Consider the following 17136-nt stretch of genomic DNA (forward strand, 5'->3'; position numbering starts at 1 on the left):
CATGTTAAAAGTGTTATTGCTCTTTGCACTGCTGATCGCCGGGATCGTGCTTGGCCCTATGCTCGCCGGGCATCAGGGATACGTGCTGATCCAGACCGATAACTACAACGTTGAAACCAGCGTCACCGGGCTGGTCATTATTCTGGTGCTGGCGTTAGTGGTTATCTTCGCTCTTGAATGGGTGCTGCGCCGCATTTTCCGTACCGGTTCGCATACCCGCGGCTGGTTCGTTGGCCGCAAACGCCGTCGCGCCCGTAAACAGACAGAGCAGGCGCTACTGAAACTGGCGGAAGGCGATTATCAGCAGGTTGAAAAGCTGATGTCGAAGAATGCCGACCACGCGGAGCAACCCGTAGTTAACTATCTGCTGGCGGCGGAAGCGGCGCAGCAACGTGGCGATGAAGTCCGCGCGAATCAGCATCTGGAACGCGCCGCAGAGTTGGCGGAAAAAGATCCGATTCCGGTGGAAATCACGCGCGTACGTCTGCAACTGGCGCGAAACGAAAACCACGCCGCACGTCATGGCGTGGACAAGTTACTGGAAATCACGCCTCGCCATCCTGAGGTATTGCGTCTGGCAGAGCAGGCTTATATCCGTACCGGCGCGTGGACGTCGCTGGTGGATATCATCCCGTCGATGGCGAAAGCCAACGTTGGCGACGATGAACACCGCGATCTTCTGCAGCAGCAGGCGTGGATCGGCATGATGGATCAAGCGCGTGCCGATCAAGGCAGCGAGGGGCTGAAAACCTGGTGGAAAAACCAGAGCCGCAAAACCCGCCAGCAAGTGGTATTGCAGGTGGCCATGGCCGAACACTTAATTGAGTGCGACGATCACGATACCGCACAGGAGATCGTTCTTGATGGCCTGAAGCGCCAATATGACGATCGCCTGGTATTGGTCATCCCTCGCCTGAAAACCAATAATCCGGAGCAGATCGAAAAAGTCCTGCGCCAGCAAATCAAAACGCAGGGCGATCGCCCACTGCTATGGAGTACGCTGGGGCAATCGTTGATGAAGCACGGTGAATGGCAGGAAGCGTGCCTTGCGTTTCGTGCGGCGTTGAAACAGCGCGCGGACGCGTTTGATTATGCCTGGCTCGCAGATTGTCTCGATCGCCTGCATCAACCGGATGAAGCCGCCACCATGCGCCGTGACGGTTTGTTATTGACGCTGCAAAATAACCCGCCTCACTAACACACTTGATTCGAGTTGCAGGAAAGCTAAAGCACCTGCAACTCGAAGCATAGAGTGTTACGACATAAAAAAACGCCTGCCAGAATATTCAGGCAGGCGTTAAAACAGGTCTTTGACAACTAAATGGGTGCTTCACTCAACGTTATGTCCATGGTGTTTGATGAGGCCGAAGCGACATCTGTCTGTGGACGATAAGCACCGTAAACGGCTCTGCATCATTCCTGAGTTTATGAGGCCTGTAGGCGAACATAAGAGATGGAATGAGCATCTACGCGTGGATTATTGCACATATCGTGCCATAACTGCATTAACTAATGTTACAGAGCGCAACCTTTTAAAATATCAGCAAATTCAGCGTTTCTTGCCCCGACACCACGCCTTAGCTGCCTTTCCCAAAATCCAATGTGTCGCCGCATAGCGACAAATAGCAGGCTAATTACTATAGCCATTTAAAATCAGCAAGTTGCATGTCACCGTTAAACGACACAGCAGATGCATATTGTCGTTCAGGAGCAACACAGGCAAAAAAGAGAATGGAAAGGCGCGAAATGTAGAAGAAGTGGCAGGAAAGACAAAAACAAAAAACCCCGCTTACGCGGGGTTCAAAATTGGTCGGCGAGAGAGGATTCGAACCTCCGACCCACTGGTCCCAAACCAGTTGCGCTACCAAGCTGCGCTACTCGCCGTTTTACTGCTTTTTGAATTTTTCGTTCAATCTAAGTTGTGGTGCGAGGGGGGGGACTCGAACCCCCACATCCTAAGGACACTAACACCTGAAGCTAGCGCGTCTACCAATTCCGCCACCTTCGCATTCCACGAAACTTGCACTGCAAAATAATGGGGTGGCTAATGGGACTCGAACCCACGACAACTGGAATCACAATCCAGGGCTCTACCAACTGAGCTATAGCCACCACTGTAAATCTGTTCACGCGGTATCGTGGTATTTCACGAACCACCGCAGCTCAAGCGCCGGGTTTAAATGGCGCGCCCGACAGGATTCGAACCTGAGACCTCTGCCTCCGGAGGGCAGCGCTCTATCCAGCTGAGCTACGGGCGCGTAGCGCCGTTGCGGGGGTGGATAGTACGGACTTCGGGCGCGGCTGTCTAGTGCTTTTTTGAAGAAAATGCGCGTTTGGTTATGCTTTGCGCATTTTGCCTCTTATTCACCCACCCGTTGCGTAACAGCCTGCCGATGGAAGCCAAATACCTTATATGCCACCGTGACCGCAGCAAGGAAGATAATGCCGACAAACAGCGACATACGCGTGTCGTCGTTGAAGCCCATGCCTACCAGCACACAAATAAGAAATGCCATGGTTAACCAGTTTGCCCACGGAAACAGCATCGAGCGGAACGGATGGCTGGCAATCGCCTCTTTATGTGCCTTACGGAAACGCAACTGGCTAATCAAAATCACGAACCACGGCACCATGCCTGGCAATACGCTGGCGCTATATACGTAAACAAACACCCGCTGAGGGTTCGGAATAACATAGTTCAGGCAGGAGCCGACCAGCAGAATAATGATGGAAATTGTCACACCCATTGCCGGAACGCCGCTTTTGGACACTTTAGCCACCGCCGCCGGCAGTTGGCGGTTCTTCGCCAACGCGTAAAGCATACGCCCGCAGCTGTACATCCCGCTGTTACAGCCGGACAGCGCCGCCGTCAGCACGACAAAGTTAATGATGCCTGCCGCCGCCGTGATACCGATTTTGGCAAAGGTCAGTACAAACGGGCTGCCGTTGGTGCCAATTTCATTCCACGGGAAAATAGTGACGATGACAAAAATGGCGCCCACATAGAAAATCAGAATGCGCCACAGCACCTTGCTGACCGCGCTACGCAGCGTCACCTGCGGGTTTTTCGCTTCACCTGCGGTGATACCAATCAACTCGACACCCTGGTAAGAGGCCACAACGATACAGAGCGCTGTTAAGAAGCCTTTCCAGCCGCCGGCAAAAAAACCGCCATGCTCGGTCAGGTTGCCAAAACCAATCGAGTGACCGCCGTTACCAAAGCCGAAGAAAATTACACCCAGGCCGACGACAATCATCACAATAATGGTGGTGACTTTGATCATCGCAAACCAGAATTCAATTTCACCATACAAACGTACCGCTGCCAGGTTGGCCAATGCGACCAGCCCCACCGCGATCAGCGCGGGTATCCACTGTGCAAGATCCGGGAACCAGAACTGGACATACACGCCAATCGCGGTGATTTCCGAGATGCCGACCGCCATCCACATAAACCAGTAGGACCAGGCCGTGAGATAGCCAAAGAACGGGCTCATATAGCGATGCGCATAAACCGCAAAGGAACCAGCAACCGGCTCCAGAAACAGCATCTCGCCCATGGAACGCATAATAAAGAAGACGAAAACACCGGCGATAATATACGCCAGCAATACCGACGGACCTGCCCATTTCAGCGTACTGGCGGCCCCCATAAACAGGCCTACGCCTATGGTGCCCCCGAGGGCAATTAATTCGATGTGACGAGACTCCAGACCACGCTGAAGCTCTGGTTTGTTTTCGGCCATAAATCCTCTGTTGTGTTTGCTTCTTTCTTTGCCCGCTCTGCGGGTTATTGTTATGAGTATTTCCTCAGCTCATAACAGGCCATGCTGCACCGACCCGGAGATGGCTGGCGCAAAAAACACCACGGCACTGCAATGAGTGAGCGAATGGTTTCTTAAAATGAGGGAAATGGCAAACGATGTATAAAAAAAACAGGCGTAATGCACAATAAAACAACAAACGGAAGGGAAAAGGCAGCGCATTACGCCGCCGGGAGAGTGTTAGAGTTTTCCGCTGTAGTGCCAGCGCAGATAACGCAGCAAGCGTAACTGGCGTTTCAGCCGCGTCGGTTGCGACAATAAGCGATACAGCCACTCCAGCCCTAATTTCTGCCAGAGTTTCGGCGCGCGCTTCACGTGTCCGGTAAAAACATCGTAAGTACCGCCCACGCCCATATACAGCGCATCAGGCCAGACAGCACGGCAGTCGCGCATAAAAATCTCCTGTTTCGGCGAGCCCATTGCGACGGTGACGATTTTCGCGCCGCTATCGCGGATCCGCTCAAACAGTGCTTGTCGCTGCGCCGGGCTAAAGTAGCCATCCTGGCTTCCCACCACATTCACCTGCCATTGCGTGCGCAGTTTCTGCTCTGTTTGCGCCAGCACTTCGGGTTTTCCACCCACCAAAAACACCGGTGTGCCCGTTTTCCCTGCCCGCGCCATCAGTTTTTCCCAGAGATCGGCCCCCGCAACGCGAGAAACCTGCGCCTGCGGGAATTTCTTGCGCAACGATCGTACGACGCTGATGCCATCGGCGTACTTATATTCCGCCGCCTCGATCAACGCGCGCACTTGCGCGTCATCTTCCAGCGTCAGGATTTTCTCTGCGTTAATCGCTACCAGCGTACCCTGTTTAATTTTCCCGTCGGCACAGAGAAAATCCAGCGCGTGTTGCATATCGCGCCAGCCAACCAGTTTCAGACCGCGCAGGTCATACAGCGGCGCTGCCGTCTTATCCGTCATGTTAAATCCTTTTCACACCTGGGAGAGGGGTTTCACCACACGCGTGTCGCGATGATGTATGAGCCCTGCACTGTCAAACAGCCAGTACAACAGTTTCGCCATCAACAGGCAGAAGCCGAAAATGGCAAGGAAGAACACAACCCGCGAGGCAAACGCATCCAGCCCTTCGCGCGTCAGCACAATCATGTTGAAAATAGCGCCAAAGCAGAAGCTATGAAGAATCGCGGCTTTATAACGGTTCGTTTCCCGGTTTCCTAAAGTATATAACCAGTCGAACCATTTAATGATCAGGCCCACGACCACCGCGCCTGGCGGGATAAACCACGCGCCGCCCATCACCACTAACGAACCAATCAGCGTGGGTGAAATCGCCAGTCCGGAGTGGTTGTTGAGCACTTCCCAGGTAAAGTAGTTCGCCGTGTTGAGCACAATGCCCGGCCGGGAAGGCCATAGCCAGGAAGGGATAAACACGTAGAAGTCGCGCACAACCGGCGCCAACCCCTGAAAATCAATCTTGTCGTAGTTTTGCAACAGCAGTGACAAGTTTTCCCACGGCGAGAAGGTATCGCGCGTCAGGTATAAAAAGGTATAAAACGCCTCGTCGCCGCTGACATTTAAGCCATAGCGTTTCAGCGCCAGCCAGAACATACCGACAATCCCCAGCACGCCCGCCGCAGCCAGCATCCAGAGCGAAATCCAGCCGCGAATAATACCGATAAACAGGAAAATCGCGAACGCGATAATAATATTGGCGCGCGTACCGCCAACAATCATGTAGGTCAGCAGGCCAAACGCCACGGTACTGACCAGAAAGAACAGCCACGCCTGTGCGCTCTGACGCAGGAAGTAGACCACCAGCATCGCCGGAATAAAGAAGTAGAAGAAACGCTTTAACGCGACGCCGGAAACTTCGCTGGAGAAGATTTGGCTATAGGAGTGCAAGCGGAATAACAAAAAACCGTTGTGCATGAAGAAGATCCCTACGCTCACCAGCGCAATGATCATCAGCATCACCCATGTCAGATGCGCTTCCACCCGGTTAATGGTGAACAACGGGCGACGTGTCGCCTGTTCGGCTTTTGCCCGCAGCCGCGTTTTGTATGTGACGTAATAGATGCCATAGAAACACGCAGCCGCCAGCAATGACTGCATCATAATTCCCGGCGGTGCCACGGCGACGTTAAAGCGGAACACCAGTACACACGTCAGCGGAAAACCGAAGAAAAAGGTCAGCAGAAACAGCAGCGAAAAGAAAACGTTAAAGTTAAATCGCACACGGCGGAATTCAAACCAGGTCAGCGTGGCAATAAAGAGTGTCGCCAGCAGCCAGATGATAAACAGTCCGCAAAACTCAAGTGGGCTCATCCGGCGATCCCCGCAGCCATACGCAGCGTTTTATGCCAAAGCGTAATGTAATTTGGACTAAAGAACGTAATGGCATTTTTATCCACCGCCACCAGTTGCCGTCGGGCTTCGCGGATCACCGATTCGTTTAGCGCATCGCTGGTAAACAACACCGGGATATCTTCTGCCACCATATCGCGCCAGAACGGGTTCTCCCGGTTCAGTACGCAAGGAACGCCAGCCTGAATCAGTAAGCAAAGCGTGCCGATTCCCTGCTGACGGGCGAAAATAAAGTAGCCTAAATCGCATTGCGCCAGCAGTGCCAGATAAGCATCAAAGTCCATTTTTTCACTCAAAATACGCAAATTATCTGCGCTAAATAGCGCCAGACCGGCGTTGCGTACCGCTGTGATATAGCTGTCGTTATTTGCCGGGTAACCCATCGGCACAATGATATTGACCGTATCGCCAAACTGGCGGTGAATCGCCTGCAATGCAGCAATGTGCTCGTTGCTCGGGTCGCCGGAGTTACCCACCAGAATCGTCAGTTTGCCTTCCCGTTGCAGCTCATGCGCCATGGTATTCAGCGCCGGATCCATACGCGTAGGGAAATAGAGCAGCTCGCCGCGCACTGCGGGGTTACGTTGCCCAAACCAGGCCAGATCGCCACGTGTCGCAAAAATGCAGCCCACACGGCGTTGTGCTAAACGGCGCAGCGGATAAAAGAGACGGAATTTTAGGCTGCGCGACACTTCATACAGATCGGCTCCCCAAGCATGCCAGTAGAACTGTTCGCGCTTGATAGCACCGCGCAATAACGCCAGCCACAGGCCGAAGTTGAACTGGCCGTGAAAGAAGAAGCGTTGCTGACGATCGGCTTTTGCGCGCGCGATGACCGCTTTTGCCAGCGCTTTTTTATCGGCATAAAAGTGCAGCGCCAATTCCGGATACGCCGCGCTTTGCCCTTCGTCGCGCCCGACAACCATAAATTCGCGGGCATACGCGCCCAAGGCCGCAAGGTTTTCGTTAAAAAACCGCAGAACAGTCTGGTTATGGTGTGGGATATTCGATCCCAATACGTGAATCAGTGCAGTCATGCCTTCTTACGCCAAATCAAAAAAGCGCCGCAACACGCGGCAAAATAGATAATGTAGGTCGCCATATAGGCCTGCGCTGCGCCGATAGCGCCATGCGCCGGGATAAGCACGCGCGAAAAGAGCGTTAACAGCGCGAACTGGCTCACTTCCGCCAGAATATAAAAGCGCAGTGAGGCTTTGGCGATAACCAAATAACCAAATACGTAAGCGCCCACTTTCAATACATCCCCGACCAGCTGCCAGGCGAACAGATCGCGCATCGCAGCGAACTTGTCGGAAAACAGCAACCAAATCGCCACATCGCGCAGCAACCAGACGCAAAGGCTCACTGCCGCCACCGCCGGTAACACAAAACGCAGCGATTTAACGATTTCGCGCGAGATCTCTGCTTTTGTCGTCAGTCTGGACAATGTGGGTAACAGATAAACGCTAAACGAGGCGGTGATAAATTGCAGATAAGCATCGGAGATACTGCTGACCCCTTGCCAGATCCCCACATCATCCCAGCTGTAGTGCGCAGCCAGTTGGTTTCGCATCATCACGTAGGCCAGTGGCAGGGTCGCCGAGGTGATCAGCGCCATTAACGTAAATTTGCTTAACTGCCCCGCTAATCCGTTGTCCCATCGCGGCGCAAAGTACGCCAGCGGAACACTGCCACGCCGCATCAGCATGATCATAGCCGGGATAACCACCAGCGCCGGTACCAGCGCCATTCCTAGCAGTGCGCCCTGATAGCCGCCCAGTTTGAAACAGAGAAACCATGCCAGCACGCCGATCACGCTGCCGATAATCAGCGACAGCGCGTTACTTGCTGCATCGCGGAAACCTTTCATCACAGCCAGCAGCAGGTTCGCCCAAGCAATCCCCATCTGCACCAGCGCCACCAGCCGCACCAGTCCCTGATAATCTTTATGACCGAATAATCCCTGGCTAATCGGTGCAGCCGCCAGCAGGAAAATCAGCGCCAGCAGCGTCGAAAACCCCAATACCATGGCGGATGAGGTGCCGACAGCGATACGCAAGCGCGCTGGATCATCATGATATTGCGCGACAAATTTCGTTACGCCGTTAAAAATCCCGGCACCTGCCAGCACGCCCAGCACGGTAATAAGCTGGCGGAAATTGCCCGCCTGCCCGACGCCTGACGGCCCAAACGCCACCGCAAGCAATTTGACCACCAGCAAGCCCGCGCCAATCTTGACCAGCGTGCTGGCGGCCGTCCATATCGATGCTTTTGCCAGCGACATGTCAGTTGAAGTAGCTCAGAAGCGTGCTGATAACAGTGCGCTGATTAACCGGTGCCAGGTTGTAGAACAGCGGCAGACGCAGCAAACGCTCACTTTCTTGTGTGGTGTAGCGATCTTCGCCGTGGAATTCGCCGAATTTTTCACCGGCCGGTGAGGCATGCAGCGGGATATAGTGGAACACCGCGAGGATTTCCGCTTCTTTCAAGAAAGCAATCAGCGCACTACGGTCGGCTTCATCGCGTAGCTTGATATAAAACATATGCGCATTGTGGCTACACTCCGCAGGGATCGAGGGCAGCTCAATGCGACCTGCGTGCGCCAGCGGTTTTAACGCGTCGTAATAGGTTTGCCACAGCGCCAGACGCTGCTGGTTAATGCGTTCTGCCGCTTCCAGTTGCGCCCATAAATAGGCAGCCTGGAGATCCGCCATCAGATAGCTGGAACCGATATCCCGCCAGGTGTATTTATCCACCTGGCCACGGAAGAACTGGCTGCGGTTAGTGCCTTTCTCACGAATGATCTCTGCTCGTTCCACCAGCGCACGATCGTTAATCAGCGTCGCGCCGCCTTCGCCGCCAGCGGTGTAGTTTTTGGTTTCATGGAAACTAAAGCAACCAATATGACCGATCGTGCCCAGCGCTCGTCCTTTATAGGTCGACATCACACCCTGTGCGGCATCTTCCACCACATACAGATTATGGTGTTTGGCAATCGCCATGATGGTATCCATTTCGCAGGCAACACCCGCGTAATGCACCGGCACAATGGCACGAGTATTTTCGGTGATGGCGGCTTCGATCAGCGTTTCATCAATGTTCATGGTATCCGGGCGGATATCAACAAAGACGATTTTCGCACCGCGCAGCACAAACGCATTGGCAGTCGAAACGAAGGTGTAGCTCGGCATGATCACTTCATCGCCGGGCTGGATATCCAGCAGCAGCGCGGCCATCTCCAGCGATGCAGTACAGGAAGGCGTCAGCAAGACTTTCGCGCTGTGAAAACGCTGCTCCATCCACTGCTGGCAGCGGCGGGTAAAACCGCCATCGCCGCATAACTTACCGCTGCCCATCGCCGACTGCATGTAGTCGAGTTCCGTTCCCACCACCGGTGGGGCGTTAAAGGGGATCATAGAGTCACCTGTATAGCCACAAGGCGGTGCTTTCAATATTCGCCCCGCTCTGAATATAGCGTTTAAGTGCGGCAGTGTTCCCAAGCTGAGTCGCCACCCGCACACGTTTTAGCTCGCGCTGGCGCGCCCAGTGGCACGCCGCCTGCATTAATTTTTCGCCCATGCCGCGCCCGGCCAACAGGCCAATGCGCGCTTCCTGTTCGTTGAGCTGGCGCAACGAGACAAAGCCCGTGATATCGCCCTGCGCGTTACGAAATACCAGGCACTGATGGTCAAACTCGCCTTTTACCGCGTTTTCAATCCATTGTGCATAAAAACGCCCGCTCGCCTCTGCTGGATACCAGGGGGCGCGAAATCGGCTCTGCACAAAAATGTCGGCTGCCATCTGGCGTAGCACAGGGATGTCCGCAAGTGTCGCCACATCAGCCGCCGGATCGATGCCCTGTTCCTCTACCGCCAGTGAGAGGTCAATCTCGCCTTCGACCAGTTGAAAACCAAGTTGCTGCAACGCATCTAACTGGTGGGGCTGCGATGCCGGCAGTTTCACCTGCACACGCGCCCAATTAGCAAAATCCGCGCTGGTCAACGCAGGAGCCGAAGGTTGCAGGCGAACAATCGCGCTACGCAAGCTAAAAAAGCGGCTTTCCCAAGCCAGTTCTTCTACCGTGCCGTGAATAACCATGCTGTTCCCTTTATACTCACTCGCTTAGCGCCAGACACCTTTGGTATCGACAACGAACGGCTGATGAATGCTGGTGCTCTCCACCGCTTTAAACTCGTTATGATCAACCAGCATCACCAGCACATCGGCCTGCGCCAGCGCATCATGGGTATTTACCAGCGTGCCGTGTCCAGCGAACTTAGCCGGAAGCTGGTGAATATTCGGTTCCACCACCAGCGTTTCACCGCTGTGCCACTGCGCGATGTCGAGGGCAATTTCCATTGCCGGGCTTTCACGCAAATCATCGATATTGGGCTTAAAGGCCAGCCCGAAACAGGCGATTTTGATTTCACTGGCGCGCTTGCCGCTGGCCGTCAGGCAATCTGCAACCGTCGCTTTGACCTGATTCAACACCCAGTGCGGTTTAAAGTCGTTAACTTCACGCGCGGTGCGGATAAGCCGCGACTGCTGCGGGTTCTGCGCGACAATAAACCACGGATCAACGGCAATACAGTGCCCGCCGACGCCAGGACCAGGCTGGAGAATATTGACACGCGGATGGCGGTTCGCCAGGCGAATCAACTCCCAAACATTGATCCCCTGATCGGCGCAAATCAGCGACAGTTCGTTGGCAAATGCAATGTTGACATCGCGGAAGCTGTTTTCGGTAAGTTTGCACATTTCAGCGGTGCGCGAGTTAGTCACCACGCATTCGCCTTCGAGGAAAATTTTGTACAGCTCGCTGGCACGCGCCGAACAAACCGGCGTCATCCCGCCAATAACGCGATCATTTTTAATCAGCTCAACCATGACTTGCCCCGGCAGCACGCGCTCCGGGCAGTAGGCGATATTGATGTCAGCGCTTTCACCCGCCTGCTGCGGGAAAGTGAGATCCGGGCGCGCTTCGGCAAGCCACTGCGCCATCTGCTCTGTTGCCCCTACCGGCGAGGTCGATTCAAGGATCACTAACGCGCCTTTGCCGAGCACTGGCGCGATGGATTTAGCCGCCGCCTCAACATAGGCCATATCTGGCTCATGCTCGCCTTTAAACGGTGTTGGCACGGCGATCAAGTAAGCATCTGCGGCGACAGGTGTGGTGCTCGCTCGAAGATAACCGCCATTTACTGCCGATTTCACCACACTTCCCAGTTCCGGCTCGACGATATGGATTTCGCCACGGTTAATGGTTTCTACCGCATTGGCGTTGATATCGACGCCAACAACCTGCTTCTGCCGTGACGCAAACGCCGCTGCGGTAGGCAGACCAATATAGCCCAGGCCAATAACGGAAATGGTTTTAAAGCTCATAATGTTACCCGATTATTTTTAAGTGCGTGCAAAATGCGGCCACAGGCCAGCCCGTCACCATAAGGGTTGTGCGCGCGGCTCATTGCCTGCCAGGCATCGTTGTCATGAAGCAGGTGCGAGACCTCTTCAACAATGCGCTGGCGATCCGTGCCAACCAGTTTAACCGTACCCGCATCAACGGCTTCCGGGCGTTCGGTGGTATCACGCATCACCAGCACCGGCTTGCCGAGCGAAGGGGCCTCTTCCTGTATGCCACCCGAATCCGTCAGGATCAGCCAGGCATGATTCATCAACCACAAAAACGGCAGGTAATCCTGGGGCTCTATTAGCGTAACGTTCTCAACGTGACCGAGAATACGGCTAGCTGGCTCCCTGACATTGGGATTCAGATGGACCGGATAGACAATTTGCACATCATCATGCTGCGCGGCGATATCTGCTAACGCATGGCAAATTTGTTCAAAACCACGGCCAAAACTCTCGCGGCGATGCCCGGTGACAAGAATGAGTTTTTTATCTCTGTCGAGGAACGGATAACGCGCCGCCAGCTCCTCATAGCGCGAAGGGGTGTTCATCACGCTGTCGCGAACCCAGAAAAGCGCATCAATAACAGTATTGCCAGTGACAAAAATCCGGTTATCCGCAACATTTTCACGGCGTAAATTGAGGCGGGAGTTCTCCGTCGGCGCAAAGTGATACATCGCCAGGTGACCAGTCAACGTGCGGTTTGCCTCTTCTGGCCAGGGGGAAGAGAGATCGCCAGTACGCAGACCCGCTTCAACATGCCCGACAGGAATACGCTGATAAAACGCGGCAAGGCTCGCCGCCATCGTCGTTGTCGTGTCGCCATGCACCAGCACCACGTCGGGGCGGAAGGATTCAAGGATGGGCTTTAACCCTTCAAGAATGCCGCAGGTAATCTCCGTAAGCCCTTGTCCTGGCCGCATAATGTTTAGATCGTAATCCGGAACAATAGAGAAGAGAGTTAACACCTGATCAAGCATCTCCCGATGCTGCGCAGTGACGCAAACTCTTGCTTCAAAGTCTGGATCCTTTGCCAGCGCATGTACCAGCGGAGCCATTTTGATGGCTTCTGGCCTTGTGCCAAATACGGTAAGTACTTTCACAACGATTCTCTTCGATTAGAGGATGAAGGCGCGGAGCCTTCATCTCAGACGGCGTTTAATTCGAACGGCGGCGTGTTAATGCAATTCCGGAGCCGATTAACGCACCAACAATTCCCCACATGATCATCAGGAAAGCACGACGCGGGCTGTCGCGTTTTACCGGTTCTTCCGGCGTACGCAAATAACGATATGTCTGAAAACGGGGATCAAGTGTCGGACCAACGTTAAGCGTATTCAGCATTGCCCGATTTTGATCATAGTCCAGATCAAACTGTGGCCCCACTGCCCGCAGGTTTTCCAGCCTCGCTTGTAGCATTGGACGGCCCAGCATAAACAGTTCTGAATCTGGCAGTTCATCTGGTGGAACTTCTGTCTCAGTGCGGGAAATGTTGTGCTGTTGAGCGATTTGAAGTGCTTGCTCAACGCTGTGTTGACGGCGGTTAAAAATCGCTTTTGCCACTTCTTCCTGGCGTTTAACCTGTGCTTTCATCTGGATAGTACGCGCGGCCCAGGCTCCTTTCAGCTCATCGTTAAGATGGCTGGCGGCCCGCTGGCTGGCAAAAGCGACATACTGACGCAGAAGGTTGTTGGCATCTGGCGCGGTTTCAGCAATCAACTTCACGTTATCATTAAGGTTGCGGACAACATCTCCAGGCGTGTATTGAATGTTATTGATGAGCTCGTCGAGCGTCGCCGCATCCGCTTTGCTGTTACCGACAAGGCGCTGTTTGTAGTAATCCGTCTGCGACCAGAAATCGCGGCGCGTATCCCACGAGGCGAGTTGCATAATGAACTCTTTGTACGCCTCATCCATGACCGATATCTGATCGGTAGGTGTCTGGTTCGCTTTGTCATCCAGATTGCGCAGGAACTGCTGCTGGGAATAATAACCTCCCAGCATATTGACGGTAGGGCGGTCGGTAACCGCGGTGGCTCCCCATTCCTGAGTCGCAAAGAAAGTCCAGATTAAGGCGAGTAAAGCAAACAGCAGTGCTATTCCCGCGATCCATAATTTCCCTACCCACAAAGTACGGAATAAGCCCCGGATATCCAGTTCGTTTTCCGTACCCATCGAAGGTGTTCCTGACGCTGGTTGAATCATCGCTTTCCCGGTTTTACTTGGTTAGTGTTGATTTAGAATCGCTATTACGGCGCATTCTGCGTTTAATTCGCTTGATAAAGCGCGCCACTTTCCATGCGCGCTTAATACAGTAGCCATACAAAAAGAAGCATAGCAAAAATAATGCCAACATCACCCATTCAGGAATAAAACGAAGATACTCCGTGACGACACCAATGCTGGCCAGAAGGGACGCTGCGAGAGTTATCAGCACGAAGGCCTGACGGGAAGTAAACCCCGCGCGCATGATGAGATGATGAATGTGCTGGCGATCTGGTGAAAATGGGCTCATTCCTTTACGTAGTCGACGGAACATTATCGCTACCATATCCATCAGCGGAATGGCAATGATCCATAACGCGGTGACCGGGCTAACTGAGTGGATAGGGCCTTGCGTCGTTTGCAGTAAAATCCAGATGATCGTAAAACCAATCAATGTACTGCCCGCATCCCCCATAAAGACTTTGTAACGTCGTCCCAACACGCCCAGATTCAACAGAATATAAGGCAAAATAGCCGCAATCATGGCAAAGCACCACATTGCGAGGCTAAGCTGGCCATCTAACAATAAAATCACGCCGATAGCAGCAAAAGAGACGCAGGAAAGCCCGCCCAGCAAACCATCAATACCGTCAACCATATTGAACGCGTTAATTGCCGCCCAGACTGCAAACAGGGTAAGTAAGTAGCCAAAAGGCCCCAGCACCATTTCCCATGAACCAAAAATATAGCCGAGGCTGCTGAGATAAAGCTTGCCGACTGCCATCATCACTATGGCAATAGTCGCCTGGACAGCAGCACGGATTTTTACACTAATATCAAATCTATCGTCTAGCGCACCGATAAAGACCAAAACACCGGCGCAGCAGAGATAAAGAGCAGCATGGGGAATGTAATAATCTGTGATACTAAACGTAAAACAGACCCCTGCGAATACTGAGATTCCCCCAACAAGAGGGATCAATCCCTGATGCCGTTTACGATAGTTGGGTTTGTCCACCAATCCGACATGTCTTGCCATTTTACGAGCAACAAACAAAAAGACGGTTGTGAACAAGAAAATACTGAATAATTCAGTAAACGCAGTGAGTAAATTCACAATGGATGCTCTCAGCGAATGTTAATTCTGGCAGTATAACGACGTTGCCATGCCCTATAAAATGAGAAAGCAGGTCGTTTACAAGCTTTATTGTCTGTTTTTCAACCGAACGAGATATTCAACAGATTTATCTATCACTCTTGAGCGGCCAGCCTCGGACAATGCCTGTCCCAGTGCATATAGCGTATAGCTCGCAAATAAAAAACGCCACGTAAAAACGTGGCGTTTCCGAGGTTTATTTATATTAAGAGCGCTTCATCATGTCAAAGAACTCATCATTGGTCTTCGTCATTGCCAGCTTGTTAATGAGGAACTCCATGGCGTCGATCTCACCCATCGGGTGAATGATTTTGCGCAGGATCCACATTTTCTGCAGCTCTTCCTGAGTGGTGAGCAGCTCTTCTTTACGCGTACCGGAACGATTGTAATCAATCGCCGGGAAGACACGTTTTTCAGCGATTTTACGCGAGAGGTGCAGTTCCATGTTACCGGTGCCTTTAAACTCTTCGTAAATCACTTCGTCCATTTTCGAACCGGTATCAATCAGCGCGGTCGCGATAATGGTCAGGCTGCCGCCCTCTTCCACGTTACGCGCGGCACCGAAGAAGCGTTTCGGGCGGTGCAGGGCGTTCGCGTCGACACCACCGGTCAACACCTTGCCGGAAGCCGGAACAACGGTGTTGTAAGCGCGCGCCAGGCGGGTAATGGAGTCCAGCAGAATGATAACGTCTTTCTTGTGCTCGACCAGGCGCTTGGCCTTCTCGATAACCATTTCTGCAACCTGCACGTGGCGGGAAGCCGGTTCGTCAAAGGTGGAAGCAACTACTTCGCCTTTAACCAGACGTTGCATCTCGGTTACTTCTTCCGGACGTTCGTCAATCAGCAGCACCATCAGTACGCAGTCTGGATGGTTGTAAGCAATGCTCTGCGCGATGTTCTGCAGCAGCATGGTTTTACCGGCTTTTGGCGGTGCAACAATCAGACCACGCTGACCACGACCGATCGGCGACGCCAGATCCAGTACGCGTGCGGTTAAGTCTTCCGTCGAGCCATTACCACGTTCCATACGCAGGCGAGAGTTCGCATGCAGCGGCGTTAAGTTTTCAAACAGAATCTTATTGCGCGCATTTTCCGGCTTATCGAAGTTCACCTCGTTAACTTTCAGCAATGCAAAGTAACGTTCACCTTCTTTAGGCGGGCGAATCTTACCTGAAATGGTGTCACCAGTGCGGAGGTTGAAACGGCGGATTTGGCTGGGGGATACGTAGATGTCGTCAGGGCCGGCGAGGTAGGAGCTGTCTGCGGAGCGGAGGAAACCAAATCCATCCTGCAGAATCTCCAGCACGCCATCGCCAAAGATATCTTCGCCACTCTTCGCGTGCTGCTTCAGGATGGCGAAAATGATGTCCTGTTTGCGCATACGGGCCAGGTTTTCCAGCCCCATATTTTCGCCGAGAGTGATCAGCTCAGAAACCGGCGTATTCTTTAATTCGGTAAGATTCATAATGGTGTGGGTTCTTAAACTCGGGGTAAATCTCGAACTTAATGTTGTGAATGGTATGGCAGGGTCATCCATGCCTGTTAACGGCCATCAACTTATGTCTGATCGGTGCCTGGTCACAGGAAAGTACGCAGAACTGAAACGATAAGACGGAATAAGTGATAAGCCCGGAATCTGTCGACTTCTCTCGCGATGGTATTGCTCTGCGGGAAGTATCGGGGTAATGCTAGATTCAAACAACTAAAGGTATGTTCAAAACGAAGTCAAAACTAAATTAGCACGGCTGAAGCCGGGCGTCCAGCGATCCCCAAAATTTAGGACTGCTGGCGCGCCGGCGGAGCCTGGATTACGCCAGGTTGGCGTCCAGGAACTCTTTCAGTTGGCCTTTAGACAGGGCGCCAACTTTGGTTGCTGCAACTTCGCCGTTTTTAAACAGCAGCAGGGTCGGGATACCGCGAATGCCATATTTCGGCGCGGTGCCCGGATTCTGGTCAATGTTCAGCTTCGCAATGGTCAGCTTGCCTTCATACTCATCAGCGACTTCATCCAGAATCGGGGCGATCATTTTACACGGTCCACACCACTCTGCCCAGAAATCAACGAGCACAAGCCCGTCCGCTTTGAGTACATCCGTGTCAAAACTATCGTCAGTCAGGTGAATAATTTTATCGCTCATATATAACTCCACAGGAATAAGCCTGGCATGTTGGTGTAGCATAAAACAGCAGCGTGTTGATGCCACAATAACCAACTAA

The 17136-nt window shown here is 53.0% G+C and carries 14 protein-coding genes and 4 tRNA genes; 1 reads left to right on the forward strand and 17 read right to left on the reverse strand.

The features are described 5' to 3' along the window. The first annotated feature begins 1 nt into the window (after nt 1). A complete protein-coding gene (hemY, locus tag E0L21_RS20195) occupies nt 2-1198 on the forward strand; it encodes a protoheme IX biogenesis protein HemY (protein ID WP_131412642.1) in 1197 nt (398 codons plus the stop codon). Between the two features lie 609 nt (nt 1199-1807). Here hemY and E0L21_RS20200 read toward each other — a convergent pair. The 17 genes from E0L21_RS20200 to trxA form a co-directional block, all read right to left on the reverse strand. Further along, nucleotides 1808-1884, reverse strand: a tRNA-Pro gene (locus E0L21_RS20200). Between the two features lie 38 nt (nt 1885-1922). Next, nucleotides 1923-2008: transfer RNA gene (locus tag E0L21_RS20205), tRNA-Leu, on the reverse strand. A 28-nt stretch (nt 2009-2036) separates the two neighbouring features. Then, nucleotides 2037-2112: transfer RNA gene (locus E0L21_RS20210), tRNA-His, on the reverse strand. A gap of 69 nt (nt 2113-2181) precedes the next feature. Beyond that, a tRNA-Arg gene (locus E0L21_RS20215) sits at nt 2182-2258 on the reverse strand. Nucleotides 2259-2360: 102 nt separating this feature from the next. Next, complete coding sequence (thrP, locus tag E0L21_RS20220; protein ID WP_131412644.1) at nt 2361-3746, reverse strand: bifunctional threonine/serine APC transporter ThrP; 1386 nt, start codon at nt 3744-3746, stop codon at nt 2361-2363. 258 nt (nt 3747-4004) lie between these two features. Then, on the reverse strand, nt 4005-4745 hold the full coding sequence (gene wecG, locus E0L21_RS20225; RefSeq protein ID WP_131412646.1) for a lipopolysaccharide N-acetylmannosaminouronosyltransferase: 741 nt from the start codon (nt 4743-4745) through the stop codon (nt 4005-4007). Nucleotides 4746-4757: 12 nt separating this feature from the next. Beyond that, nucleotides 4758-6110 (reverse strand): ECA oligosaccharide polymerase, encoded by a 1353-nt coding sequence (gene wzyE / locus E0L21_RS20230; RefSeq protein WP_131412648.1) that lies wholly within the window; start codon nt 6108-6110, stop codon nt 4758-4760. Beyond that, entirely contained in the window at nt 6107-7186 is a 1080-nt protein-coding gene (locus E0L21_RS20235; RefSeq protein WP_131412650.1) for a TDP-N-acetylfucosamine:lipid II N-acetylfucosaminyltransferase, read from the reverse strand. The genes wzyE and E0L21_RS20235 overlap by 4 nt, the downstream gene beginning before the upstream one ends. Further along, the gene (gene wzxE, locus E0L21_RS20240) at nt 7183-8433 is read right to left on the reverse strand and encodes a lipid III flippase WzxE (protein WP_131412652.1); all 1251 of its coding nucleotides are present in this window, start codon (nt 8431-8433) and stop codon (nt 7183-7185) included. The genes E0L21_RS20235 and wzxE overlap by 4 nt, the downstream gene beginning before the upstream one ends. A 1-nt stretch (nt 8434) precedes the next feature. After that, nucleotides 8435-9565: a dTDP-4-amino-4,6-dideoxygalactose transaminase gene (gene rffA / locus E0L21_RS20245; RefSeq protein ID WP_131412654.1), complete on the reverse strand. Its 1131-nt coding sequence runs from the start codon at nt 9563-9565 to the stop codon at nt 8435-8437. 4 nt (nt 9566-9569) lie between these two features. Beyond that, a complete protein-coding gene (rffC, locus tag E0L21_RS20250) occupies nt 9570-10247 on the reverse strand; it encodes a dTDP-4-amino-4,6-dideoxy-D-galactose acyltransferase (RefSeq protein ID WP_131412656.1) in 678 nt (225 codons plus the stop codon). 24 nt (nt 10248-10271) lie between these two features. After that, on the reverse strand, nt 10272-11534 hold the full coding sequence (gene wecC, locus E0L21_RS20255) for a UDP-N-acetyl-D-mannosamine dehydrogenase (protein WP_131412658.1): 1263 nt from the start codon (nt 11532-11534) through the stop codon (nt 10272-10274). Beyond that, on the reverse strand, nt 11531-12661 hold the full coding sequence (gene wecB / locus E0L21_RS20260; protein WP_131412660.1) for a non-hydrolyzing UDP-N-acetylglucosamine 2-epimerase: 1131 nt from the start codon (nt 12659-12661) through the stop codon (nt 11531-11533). The genes wecC and wecB overlap by 4 nt, the downstream gene beginning before the upstream one ends. A 55-nt stretch (nt 12662-12716) precedes the next feature. Next, entirely contained in the window at nt 12717-13763 is a 1047-nt protein-coding gene (gene wzzE / locus E0L21_RS20265; RefSeq protein ID WP_131412662.1) for an ECA polysaccharide chain length modulation protein, read from the reverse strand. Between the two features lie 13 nt (nt 13764-13776). Next, entirely contained in the window at nt 13777-14880 is a 1104-nt protein-coding gene (wecA, locus tag E0L21_RS20270) for a UDP-N-acetylglucosamine--undecaprenyl-phosphate N-acetylglucosaminephosphotransferase (protein WP_131412664.1), read from the reverse strand. A gap of 244 nt (nt 14881-15124) precedes the next feature. Next, on the reverse strand, nt 15125-16384 hold the full coding sequence (rho, locus tag E0L21_RS20275) for a transcription termination factor Rho (protein ID WP_004386383.1): 1260 nt from the start codon (nt 16382-16384) through the stop codon (nt 15125-15127). Nucleotides 16385-16727: 343 nt separating this feature from the next. Further along, the gene (trxA, locus tag E0L21_RS20285; protein WP_017459713.1) at nt 16728-17057 is read right to left on the reverse strand and encodes a thioredoxin TrxA; all 330 of its coding nucleotides are present in this window, start codon (nt 17055-17057) and stop codon (nt 16728-16730) included. Nucleotides 17058-17136 lie beyond the last annotated feature (79 nt).

Source organism: Kosakonia quasisacchari, assembly GCF_004331415.1.
Lineage (GTDB): Bacteria > Pseudomonadota > Gammaproteobacteria > Enterobacterales > Enterobacteriaceae > Kosakonia > Kosakonia quasisacchari.